This window comes from Pseudomonadota bacterium (assembly GCA_039024915.1).
In the GTDB taxonomy this organism is placed as follows: Bacteria; Pseudomonadota; Alphaproteobacteria; order Rhizobiales; family MH13; genus MH13.
Map to the genome: position 1 here is coordinate 293,975 of JBCCPK010000007.1, position 10,645 is coordinate 304,619.

The following is a 10,645-nucleotide window of genomic DNA, read 5'->3' on the forward strand; positions in this document are numbered from 1 at the left end:
CACATGTTAGCGCCGGTAAGACCGCCGAGCGAAACCGCGAATCCGCTGAGTGATAAACGTGCCAAAAGTGGCGAAGTGCTCGAGTCACTGCTCGGGGACAACGTCATCGGCAGCGAATTCGCCACCGTGCATGAAGTGGACCAAAGCGAAAGGGACGGCGTCGAACGCATCGAAATGACCGCGACGACGCAAACCGGCGAAACGGTGCCACTCACGCTGCTCTTACCTTTGGTTTCACTCGGAGCGGAACAGCGAACACTTCCCGCCATTCTCTACTGCCATGCCCATGGCAACGACTATGCGAACAGTCGGCTCGAACTGCTCGAAGGGCGGCCATCGCTGCACGCACCCTACGGTCCGGATCTGACACGTGCAGGCTTCGCTGTCCTGAGCATGGATATGCCGTGTTTCGGCGCGCGCCAGCAGCCCGGCGAACAGGCCCGCGGAAAGGCGCACCTCTGGCGCGGGACAACACTGTTCGGTCAGATGCTTCATGAGCTTGTCGCGGGCATCTCGCTGCTCTCCAGCCATCCACGCATCGACCACAACCGGATTGGTGCGCTCGGCTTCTCGATGGGGTCCACCCACGCCTATTGGCTTGCCGCGCTCGATGAGCGGGTGAAAGCCGCCGTCGCGCTGTGCTCGTTCGGTGATCTGGGCACGCTTCTTGAGACCGGTGCGCATGACGGTCACGGGCTTTACATGACAGTCCCCGGCCTCACCGAACGATTTTCGACCGGGCAGATCGCGGGTCTCGCCGCACCCCGGGCGCTGTTCATTGGGGCGGGCATGCAGGACTGGTCAACGCCGCTCGACGCGTTCTCAAAAGCGCGCGCTGAGCTTGAATTGGCATACGCGGAGGCCCCCGAGCAGTTGGCCTTTCATGTAGAACCAGACACAGGCCACGAGGAAACGCCCGACATGCGCGCCGCGGCCCTCGCCTTTCTGGAGGCGCACTTATGACCCTGAACGTGGCCCTGATCGGAACTGGCATGGTCGCGGGCACCCACGTCGCCGCTATAGACGCGTCTGAGAAGGTTACGTTGAAGGGCGTTCTCGCGCGCACCCCCGAAAGCACCAAGCGCGTCGCCAATAAGCACGGCGTGCAGGCTTACCACGATGTTGAGGCGATTGCGGCCGATACCGAAGTAAGCTTTGTCATCATCGCGACGCCCCCAAACGCACGCTTGGAGTTGATCGAAACCTTGGCGAGAGCAGGCAAGCCGATCCTCCTGGAGAAGCCAGTTGCACGCGACTTGCCTGAAGCCAAAGTGATCGTTGATCGCTGCGCCAAAGCCGACATCCCGCTTGGGATCGTTTTCCAACATCGCATGCGTGACGCCTCGCAAAAAGCGACTGACCTCGTCGCATCGGGAGAATTGGGAGCGTTGGGCGTCGCAAGTCTGGATGTGCCATGGTGGCGCGAGCAGGCCTACTACGATGAACCAGGCCGCGGAACATACGCCCGCGACGGCGGCGGCGTCCTCATCAGCCAGGCCATCCACACCATTGATCTGGCGCTAAGCCTCACGGGGCCTGTCGCCAACGTTCAAGCGATGACGGCGACCTCGCGCTTCCACGCCATGGAAGCCGAAGATTTCGCCGCTGCAGGCCTGACGTTCTCGAACGGCGCTGTCGGCTCCCTCACCGCATCAACGGCGAGCTATCCCGGCGGCGCAGAGACCATCACGCTGCATTTTGAGAGGGCCAGCCTGCACTTGGGATCGGGCATCCTCACCGTTTCTTGGCGCGATGGACGTGTCGAGTCCCTCGGCGCATCGGCAACGACAGGTGGCGGTGCGGACCCCATGGCCTTCACCCATGAGTGGCACCAAGGCATCATCGAAGACTTTGCAGGGGCCATCGACAGCGGTCGCAACCCTGTCGTGACAGGTGAGCAGGCACTGGCTTCACATCTGTTGATCGACGCTATCGAACGGTCGGCAAAATCCGGAAAGCGCGTGGAGCTGGAACAATGAACCTGAAGTTTGCTGCGCTGGGCATCGACCACCGCCATATCTATGGCATGGCCGCCAACATGCAGGCCACCGGGGCGGAGTTTGTGGGGTGGTGGACCGATCCTGCCACCAGCAACGCGGTAACCGAAGAGGGTTTCAACAAGCGCTTTGCCGGTGTCACACAGACCGATGACCGCCGGCGGCTGCTTGACGACCCAAACATTGATCTCATTCTGATCTCCGCCGTCCCGAGCACGCGGGCGGACCTCGCCATGGAAGCAATGCGCGCCGGCAAGGATGTGATGGTCGACAAGCCCGGCTGCACAACGCTTGATCAGCTTGACGCGATCAAGGCGTGCGTCGCCGAGACCGGCAGGATCTGGTCCGTGAACTTCTCCGAGCGCTTCGAGGTGCCGTCCGTCACGCGCGCGTCTCAGCTTGTCGCGGATGGCGCGATTGGCAAGGTCGTGCAGACGATCGGTATGGGGCCACACCGCCTCAACCGCGCCACACGCCCGCCCTGGTTCTTTGACCGCCAAGCCTATGGCGGTATTCTGACGGATATCGCCAGCCACCAGATCGATCAGTTCTTGCATTTCACCGGCTCGACCGACGCGGAGATCACCCTCGCGCAGGTGGCCAACTACGCGAACCCCAAAGACGCGGGGCTGCAGGATTTCGGTGAACTGGCCCTCAAGAGCGACCATGGCCACGGCTACGTTCGGGTGGATTGGTATACCCCGGACGCTTTGCCCACCTGGGGTGATGGCCGTCTGACTATTCTGGGTACAGAGGGTACCATCGAACTGCGCAAATATGTTGATGTCGGTGGTGCGGAAGGCACCGACCATCTGGTGCTTTTCAACGGCGACACATGCAAAAAGATCCAGTGCAGCGACGCCGGACTGCCTTACTTCCTGAACCTTGCCAACGACATCGCTGAACGAACCGAAACCGCGATGCCGCAGGCGCACGCCTTCAAAGTCATGGAGCTGGCCCTGAAGGCGCAGGCCATGGCGGAGAGCGCACCATGATCACGGTCGCAATTCTCGGGGCAGGCATCGGCGCGCAACACCTTGATGGATACCGCGCCCTCCCCGACCTGTTCAGGGTCAAGGCGGTCTGCGACCTTGACACCGAGCGCGCAAAGAAGATCGTCGGTGATGATCCCATAGCCGTGCTGAGTTCAAGCGACGATATCCTCAATGATCCCGAGATCGAGCTGATCGACGTTTGCCTGCCGCCGCATCTGCATTTCGAACTCGCCTGCGCCGCGTTGCAAGCCGGAAAGCATGTCGTCTGCGAAAAACCGCTGGTGCGGTCGGTCCAGGAAGCCGATGCCCTGATTGACGCCGCCATGCGTGCGGGCAAGCAGGTCTTCCCGGTCTTTCAATACCGCTATGGCCGCGGTTTCGAGCAGTTGAAGGCGCTACAGAGCGCGGGGCTTGCCGGCCGGCCTCTGGTGGCGAGCGTCGAGACCCACTGGAACCGGGGCTCGGATTATTACGCCGTCAGCTGGCGTGGCACCTGGGCCGGCGAAAGCGGCGGCGCGGTTCTCGGCCACGCAATTCACAACCATGATCTGCTGACCCATGTGCTCGGATCGATCGCAAATGTCTCGGCATTCACGACAACGCGCGTAAACCCCATCGAGGTCGAGGACTGCGCAAGCATCATATTCGAACTCGAAAATGGAGCGGTCGCAACCTCATCCATCACATTAGGTGCAGCAACTGATCAAACCCGATTACGTTATTGTTTTGAGGGTCTTACGGCCACATCGGGCACCGAACCATACGCCCCAGGTGAAGGCGCTTGGACCTTTGAGGCCCGCTCGCCCACAACAAAGGCGCAGATCGACGCCGTGCTTGAAAACCTGCCCGGCACCCATTCGGGGTATGCCGGCTTCTTCGAAGCGGTTGCACAGGCCCTTGACGGACACCCCGGTCGTGTCGTCACACTAGCAGATGGGCGTCGGTCGCTAGAGCTTGTCACGGCGGTCTACCATGCCGCACGGACGGGAACCCGGGTGGCCCTGCCAATAGGAGAGGATCACCCACTCTACACCGGATGGCAGCCGAAAACGGCGCCACACTAATCAAGAAAAAAATTCAGGGAGAAACAAATGAAAAAGACACTCACGACCTCCGCCGCGCTAGCTGCGATGCTGCTGGGCGGAACCGCACTGGTCCCCGCATCGGCCTCCGCGCAGGAAATCCGTTTCATGTGCTCAACCGACGGCAATGAGTGCGAGGTCTACGATGAAATTCTGACCCGCTTTGAGGCTGAAAACCCTGGCGTCGATATCGTGGTCGACACCGTGCCTTACCAGGCCATCCTTGAGAACCTGCCTGTCCAGCTTGCCGCTGGTAATGGTCCGGACATGGCCCGCGTCACCGACCTTGGTGGCCTGAACGAGTACTACCTCGATCTCGACCCCCACGTGGACCGCGCCTATTGGGAAGAGAGCTTCGGCGATTTCCTCACCTGGTACCGCAGCGGCGAAGATGACAATGGCATCTACGGTCTGCATACGCAGCTGACCATCACCGGTCCTTTTGTCAACGCCACGCTATTTGAACAGGCCGGGGTTGAGCTTCCAGGCGAAGGCGCCAGCTGGGATGACTGGGCCGCGGCCGCTCGCCAAGTTGCTGAAGCCACTGGGACGCCTTTCCCGATGGCCATTGACCGCTCAGGTCACCGCGTCGCAGGTCCCGCCATCTCGTATGGCGCGGCGCTCAACGGCCCCGATGGGCCCACCTTGTCCGACGAAGGCTTCACGGCATTCGTTCAGCAGTTTGTGGATTGGCACGAAGACGGCACCATGGCGCGCGACGTTTGGGCCGGCCAAGGTGGCGCAACCTATCAGGACGGTGCGCAGGAATTCATCAACGGTGAGCTCGTCTTCCTCTACTCCGGCTCCTGGCAGGTCGGCCGTATGGAGGAAAACATCGGTGACTTCTTCGATTGGCGGGTCGTTGACAGCCCCTGCGGTCCAGCAGGCGCATGTTCGGGCATGCCAGGTGGCGCTGGTATCGTTGGCTTTAACGACACCGAGCACCCCGAGCTTGTTGCCGCAATCATCGACTTTATGGCGCAGGAAGACATCTACGCCGAATACACGGGCCGCACCCGCAACCTGCCGGCACACCTCGCAGTGGCGTCCGCAGGTGTCGACTATGAGGGTGTATCTGACGGCGCAGCGGGCGCGCTGAACGGCTTTGCTGCTGCGCTTCCAGATGTTGATCCGGCCGCGTTCTGGTACCAGGGCTATACCGGTAACCGGGCCATGTTCGGCATCACCGTCGAGCGGGTCTCGCAAGCCATTGTCGGCGAACTCACCGTCGATGAAGCTGTCGCCCGCATGGCCGACGACCTCGACGCAGCGATGGCCGAAAGCAACTAGCTTTGGCTGACACAACACGGGTGGGCGACGAACCGTCGCCCGCCCCCTCGCCCGAAACGCCTGCATCGGCGCACGGGATCGCCACGCATAGCGATTCCATCTGGCTCCGGATCATCTCGCCCATCATGCGGGCGATCGAAATCCCCATGCTTGCGTTGCAGCGGATGCTGGGTGTGCAACGGCTTGCGTGGGTTTTTCTGATCCCCAACCTTCTGCTGTTCGGGTTGTTTGCCTTCCTTCCCATCTTTCTGAACGTCATCTACGCGCTCACCGGCGGCGATAACATTCTGTTCGCCGATCGACCTTTTATCGGCGGTCGCAACTTCGACAACCTGCTCGATTGCGGCAATTATCTTGATCCAAACTCCTGTCGCGAAGACAAATTCTGGCGTGCTGTGTGGAACACGGCCTGGTTCGTCACGCTGCAGGTCGGCATCATGGTCGGCTTCTCGCTGCTCACCGCCGTCGTGCTTAACCGCGACATCAGGGCGCGCGGGTTCTTCAGATCGGTCTTTTTCTTTCCGGTACTGCTGTCGCCCGTTGTGGTCGCGCTGATCTGGAAGTGGGTCCTGCAACGCGAGGGCGTTTTGAACGCTTTCCTTGATTGGGTGGGCATCGGTGGGGTCAACTGGCTCGTCGACGCCCAATGGGCGTTCGCTTGGTCGGTCTTCCTGACAGTGTGGGCGCATATGGGCTTCTACACGCTCATCCTGCTTGCCGGCCTGCAGGCGATACCGCGAGACGTCTACGAAGCAGCCACGATGGATCGCGCCTCCGCATGGCGAACCTTCACCAAGATCACCTTGCCGCTGCTCGCGCCAACCCTGCTGGTGGTGCTCATCCTCGCATTGATCAGAAGCGTTCAAACATTTGATGAGGTTTATGCGTTCACAGGAGGCGGCCCGGGAACCGCGACCACCTTCATCATTCAATACATCTATGAGGAAGGCTTCGCGGGCGCGCCACGCGTGTGGGGCATGGCTGCCGCGGCATCATTACTGGTGGCGTTCGTTCTGGTCATTCTGACCTTGATCCAACTGTGGGTGAACAGGAAGAGCGTCGATGGCTAGGGTCTGGGAGTTTCTCACCGCCACGCGTGGCGACAAGCGGCTGCGTTGGACCGATTGGGTGTCCTATGGCTACCTGCTGCTCGGCGTCTTTCTGATGTTTTTCCCGGTGATTTGGCTGGTCTTGTCCAGCTTTAAAACCGAAGCCGATCTGCTGCGCTATCCGCCGACTTTTCTACCCCAGCAACAGCAGACGATGGTCGTGGACGGCTACGAGGACCCGTTGCCGCTGTTCGAGATGGTCGGCGGGGAGCACGAAGGAAAAGTCTTGGCGCAACTGCGCCGTGTTGGCCTCCAGGCGCAGATGGTCGATCCCGCCAATCCCAGCGAACGCCTGCGCGTTTCGATAGAAAACTACCAGCCCATCGAACAGTTCAGACTGGCCCTCGAGAACTACACGGGTCTGTTTGAGCGGTTCAATTTCCTACTCTACTTCTGGAACTCGACCTTCATCACGGTGACCGCAACGCTGATCATGTTGCTCACCAATTCCATGGCGGCGTTTGCTCTGTCGAAGTACCAGTTTCGAGGTCGGACGGCGGTTCTCCTGCTGGTCATCGGCACTTTGATGATACCGCAAACAGTGGTGCTGGTGCCGCTGTTCCTCATCGTCTCGGAAATGGGGATGTCCAACTCGCTGTGGGGCGTCATCATACCGGGCGCGGCGACGCCCACCGGCGTCTTTCTGCTGCGCCAGTACATGATCACCATACCGGATGAGATTTTGGACGCGGCCCGGATGGACAAGGCGTCAGAGTGGAAGATCTTCTGGCGCATCATCGTCCCGCTCTCGGCTCCGGCCATCGCTGTGCTCGCAATCCTTGCGATCATGTGGCGTTGGAACGATTTTCTGTGGCCTTTGATCGTATTGACCCAATCCGAGAACTTCACGCTCCAGCTGGCACTGAACTCATTCCAGGGCGAGTTGCGCACCGATTGGGCGAGCTTGTTGGCGATGACCGTGCTGACGCTGCTGCCCATCGCCTTGGTGTTCACGTTCCTGCAGAAATACATCGCAACGGGCATCGCCAGCACGGGCGGAAAGTAACCAAAGCAGCAAGGCTGGATGAAACCAGCCGGAGGAATAACGATGGCCAGCGTTGAATTGAAAGACCTGAAAAAGGCCTATGGCGAGGCCGAGGTCATTCGCGGCATCGACATGCAGATCGATCATGGCGAGTTCTGCGTTTTTGTCGGCCCGTCCGGATGCGGAAAGTCCACCCTCCTTCGGATGATTTCCGGCCTTGAGCCGATCACCTCTGGCGACATGATCATTGACGGGGAGCGGGTGAACGCCATCCCTGCGGCCGATCGCGGGCTGGCCATGGTTTTCCAGTCCTACGCGCTCTATCCGCATATGACGGTTCGCCAAAACCTGTCGTTCGGCCTTGAGAACATCAACACCCCTCGCCCGGAGATCATCGAGAAGATCCAGGAGGTCTCGACGATGCTGCAGATCGATCAGCTGCTGGAGCGGCGCCCTAAGGACCTGTCGGGCGGCCAGCGCCAGCGCGTCGCGATTGGTCGGGCGGTGGTGCGCGAACCGCGCGTGTTCCTGTTTGATGAGCCGCTGTCCAATCTCGATGCCGAGCTGCGGGTGGACATGCGCGGCGAGATTTCAACGCTTCACAAGCGGCTGGGCAACACCATGATCTACGTGACGCACGACCAGGTCGAAGCGATGACGATGGCTGACAAGATTGCGGTCTTGCGGCTTGGGGTGCTTGAGCAGTTCGGCCGACCGCTCGATTTGTACAACGAGCCCGACAATTTGTTTGTCGCCGGGTTCATCGGCTCACCAAAGATGAACTTCATGACCGGTTCGATTGATGGTGCTGATCGCAACCTGTTGGCGCTTAACACCGGTGACGAAGTGCACCTGCCCGATGGCAGGTTTCGCCAGCAGGTCGGCCAATCGGTAACGTTGGGCGTGCGGCCCAACGAGTTACAGCCAGACCCGGAAGGATCGCTCCACATGCAGGTAGGCAGTGTCGAACAGCTCGGTTCGGAGAGCTATCTCTACGGTACGCTGGCCGATGGTACCCGGCTCACGGTCCATAATCCCGGTCAAACGCGGGTTGCTGCAGGCGAGAATGTGCCACTGGGCACCGCGGGCGCGTCTTTTCACCTGTTTGACACACAATCGACACTGAGTTTGCGCACGCACGCCTGATCCGTGGCGCTAAGGCGTTCGCGCAAAGGCGTGGACGTGAAGCCACACCTCCAGTTCACGTTAAGTCTTCTGGCCGGTTACGCCGGTTTTCCTTGCGCAACCTGCTAGAAAACGATTTATCAGCGCCGAAGCGTTCATTGCAGCGCACAATATCAGCAAACTCCGAAAGCCGTAATGTCATTTTCCTCCGGTTCCGCCGTCTCCGGCTCCTCGAACCTTCCCCCAGGCCTCAAAGCCCTGGAAGCCCAGTCCATCGCGATCATCCGGGAAGTTGCCGCGTCGTTCGACAATCCTGTCATGCTCTATTCGATCGGCAAGGATTCAGGCGTCATGCTTCAGCTGGCCCTGAAAGCCTTTTATCCCTCCAAACCGCCGTTCCCGCTGCTGCACGTGGACACCACGTGGAAGTTCCGCGAGATGATCGAATTCCGGACGTGGATCGCTGAGCACTACGGCCTGAAGCTGTTCGTGCACACGAACCAGGAAGGCGTCGAGCGTGGCATCAACCCGATCGACTCCGGTTCGGCCCTGCACACGCAGATCATGAAAACCGAAGCGCTCAAGCAAGCGCTCAACGAACACAAGTTCGATGCGGCCTTCGGCGGCGCGCGGCGCGATGAAGAAAAAAGCCGCGCCAAGGAACGCATTTTCTCCTTCCGCGATCAGAACCATGGCTGGGACCCGCGCAACCAGCGCCCTGAACTGTGGAGCCTGTTCAACACCCGCATCCGCCAGGGCGAGTCGATCCGCGTGTTTCCGCTGTCCAACTGGACCGAGTTCGATGTGTGGCAGTACATCCTGCACGAGAACATTCCCATGGTGCCGCTGTACTTTGCCAAGGAACGCCCGGTGGTGAAGCGCTCGGGGACATGGATCATGGTCGATGACGACCGCTTGCCGCTGGAGCCGGGTGAGAAACCTGAGATGAAGAAGGTACGGTTCCGTACGCTGGGCTGCTACCCGCTGACGGGGGGTGTCGAAAGCGAAGCGGACACGCTTGAGAAGGTCATCGACGAAATGCTCGGCTCGCGCACATCCGAACGGCAAGGGCGACTTATCGATTCCGATGAAAGTGCGTCTATGGAGAAGAAGAAGCGCGAGGGGTATTTCTGATGGTCCTCACCGAAACCAGGCCCCAAGTGGCATCGACCGATCAGGGCGGCCCTCGCCGCGGTCTCTTGCGGTTTTTGACCTGTGGCTCCGTCGATGACGGTAAGTCCACGCTCATCGGGCGTCTGTTGTACGATTCCCAGCTGATCATGGACGATCAGCTGAACACGTTGAAGAAAGACACGCAGGTCCACGGGACCACGGGCGGTGAACAGATCGACTTCGCGCTGCTGGTCGACGGGCTTGAAGCGGAACGCCAGCAAGGCATCACCATCGACGTTGCCTATCGCTTCTTCACCACCGCCCGGCGCTCGTTCATCGTTGCCGATACTCCCGGTCACGAGCAGTACACACGTAACATGGCGACGGGTGCTTCGAACTCCGAGCTTGCGATCATCCTGATCGACGCGCGCAAAGGCGTGCTGGTGCAGACCAAGCGCCACGCCACGATCTGTTCACTGCTCGGCATCAAGAACGTCATCCTTGCGGTCAATAAAATCGACCTGGTCGATTGGTCGAAGGAAACCTTCGACAGGATCGTTTCGGACTTCACGACCTTCGCTGCTGACCTGGCGTTTGACCGGATCATCCCGATACCGATGTCGGCGCGCTACGGCGACAATGTCAGTGCGCCGTCGGGCAACATGTCTTGGTTCCAGGGCCACCCACTTATGGAAGTGCTTGAAACGATCGACACGCAGTCCGATCCAAGCGACCTGCCGTTCCGCTTTCCGGTCCAGTGGGTGAACCGTCCCAACCTCAACTTCCGCGGCTTTTCCGGCACGCTCACCGCCGGCTCGGTCGCGCCGGGCGACGAGATCATCGTCGCCAACTCGGGCAAGACCGCCCATGTCGATCGTATCGTGACGGCCGATGGCGATCTGGAACGCGCATCAGCTGGCGATGCTGTGACGCTGACGCTCGACGCAGA

Annotated in this window: 10 protein-coding genes; all 10 read left to right on the top strand. The window is 60.3% G+C overall.

What is annotated here, in order from left to right; genetic code table 11:
* The first annotated feature begins 75 nt into the window (after positions 1-75).
* Entirely contained in the window at positions 76-963 is an 888-nt protein-coding gene (locus AAF739_15480) for an alpha/beta fold hydrolase (protein MEM6384073.1), read from the top strand.
* Positions 960-1,979 carry a Gfo/Idh/MocA family oxidoreductase gene (locus AAF739_15485; protein ID MEM6384074.1) on the top strand — a complete coding sequence of 340 codons (1,020 nt, stop codon included), beginning with the start codon at positions 960-962 and terminating at the stop codon, positions 1,977-1,979. Before AAF739_15480 ends, AAF739_15485 begins: the two co-directional genes overlap by 4 nt.
* Positions 1,976-2,992 (top strand): Gfo/Idh/MocA family oxidoreductase, encoded by a 1,017-nt coding sequence (locus AAF739_15490; protein MEM6384075.1) that lies wholly within the window; start codon positions 1,976-1,978, stop codon positions 2,990-2,992. The genes AAF739_15485 and AAF739_15490 overlap by 4 nt, the downstream gene beginning before the upstream one ends.
* A complete protein-coding gene (locus AAF739_15495) occupies positions 2,989-4,056 on the top strand; it encodes a Gfo/Idh/MocA family oxidoreductase (protein ID MEM6384076.1) in 1,068 nt (355 codons plus the stop codon). Before AAF739_15490 ends, AAF739_15495 begins: the two co-directional genes overlap by 4 nt.
* A 66-nt stretch (positions 4,057-4,122) precedes the next feature.
* Complete coding sequence (locus tag AAF739_15500; protein ID MEM6384077.1) at positions 4,123-5,364, top strand: ABC transporter substrate-binding protein; 1,242 nt, start codon at positions 4,123-4,125, stop codon at positions 5,362-5,364.
* A 125-nt stretch (positions 5,365-5,489) separates the two neighbouring features.
* The gene (locus AAF739_15505; protein MEM6384078.1) at positions 5,490-6,434 is read left to right on the top strand and encodes a sugar ABC transporter permease; all 945 of its coding nucleotides are present in this window, start codon (positions 5,490-5,492) and stop codon (positions 6,432-6,434) included.
* Positions 6,427-7,479: a carbohydrate ABC transporter permease gene (locus tag AAF739_15510; GenBank protein MEM6384079.1), complete on the top strand. Its 1,053-nt coding sequence runs from the start codon at positions 6,427-6,429 to the stop codon at positions 7,477-7,479. The genes AAF739_15505 and AAF739_15510 overlap by 8 nt, the downstream gene beginning before the upstream one ends.
* A 42-nt stretch (positions 7,480-7,521) precedes the next feature.
* Entirely contained in the window at positions 7,522-8,604 is a 1,083-nt protein-coding gene (gene ugpC / locus AAF739_15515; GenBank protein MEM6384080.1) for a sn-glycerol-3-phosphate ABC transporter ATP-binding protein UgpC, read from the top strand.
* A 174-nt stretch (positions 8,605-8,778) separates the two neighbouring features.
* Positions 8,779-9,717 carry a sulfate adenylyltransferase subunit CysD gene (gene cysD / locus AAF739_15520; GenBank protein MEM6384081.1) on the top strand — a complete coding sequence of 313 codons (939 nt, stop codon included), beginning with the start codon at positions 8,779-8,781 and terminating at the stop codon, positions 9,715-9,717.
* A partial coding sequence (locus AAF739_15525) for a GTP-binding protein (protein MEM6384082.1) occupies positions 9,717-10,645 on the top strand: 929 nt, incomplete at its 3' end. The genes cysD and AAF739_15525, both read left to right, overlap by 1 nt.

What these genes read in the sequence shown, in the direction of transcription:
- AAF739_15485 (MEM6384074.1), top strand. Translation starts at nt 960, where the DNA reads ATGACCCTGAACGTGGCCCTGATCGGAACTGGCATGGTCGCGGGCACC.
- AAF739_15490 (MEM6384075.1), top strand. Translation starts at nt 1,976, where the DNA reads ATGAACCTGAAGTTTGCTGCGCTGGGCATCGACCACCGCCATATCTAT.
- AAF739_15495 (MEM6384076.1), top strand. Translation starts at nt 2,989, where the DNA reads ATGATCACGGTCGCAATTCTCGGGGCAGGCATCGGCGCGCAACACCTT.
- AAF739_15500 (MEM6384077.1), top strand. Translation starts at nt 4,123, where the DNA reads ATGCTGCTGGGCGGAACCGCACTGGTCCCCGCATCGGCCTCCGCGCAG.
- AAF739_15505 (MEM6384078.1), top strand. Translation starts at nt 5,490, where the DNA reads ATGCGGGCGATCGAAATCCCCATGCTTGCGTTGCAGCGGATGCTGGGT.
- AAF739_15510 (MEM6384079.1), top strand. Translation starts at nt 6,427, where the DNA reads ATGGCTAGGGTCTGGGAGTTTCTCACCGCCACGCGTGGCGACAAGCGG.
- ugpC (MEM6384080.1), top strand. Translation starts at nt 7,522, where the DNA reads ATGGCCAGCGTTGAATTGAAAGACCTGAAAAAGGCCTATGGCGAGGCC.
- cysD (MEM6384081.1), top strand. Translation starts at nt 8,779, where the DNA reads ATGTCATTTTCCTCCGGTTCCGCCGTCTCCGGCTCCTCGAACCTTCCC.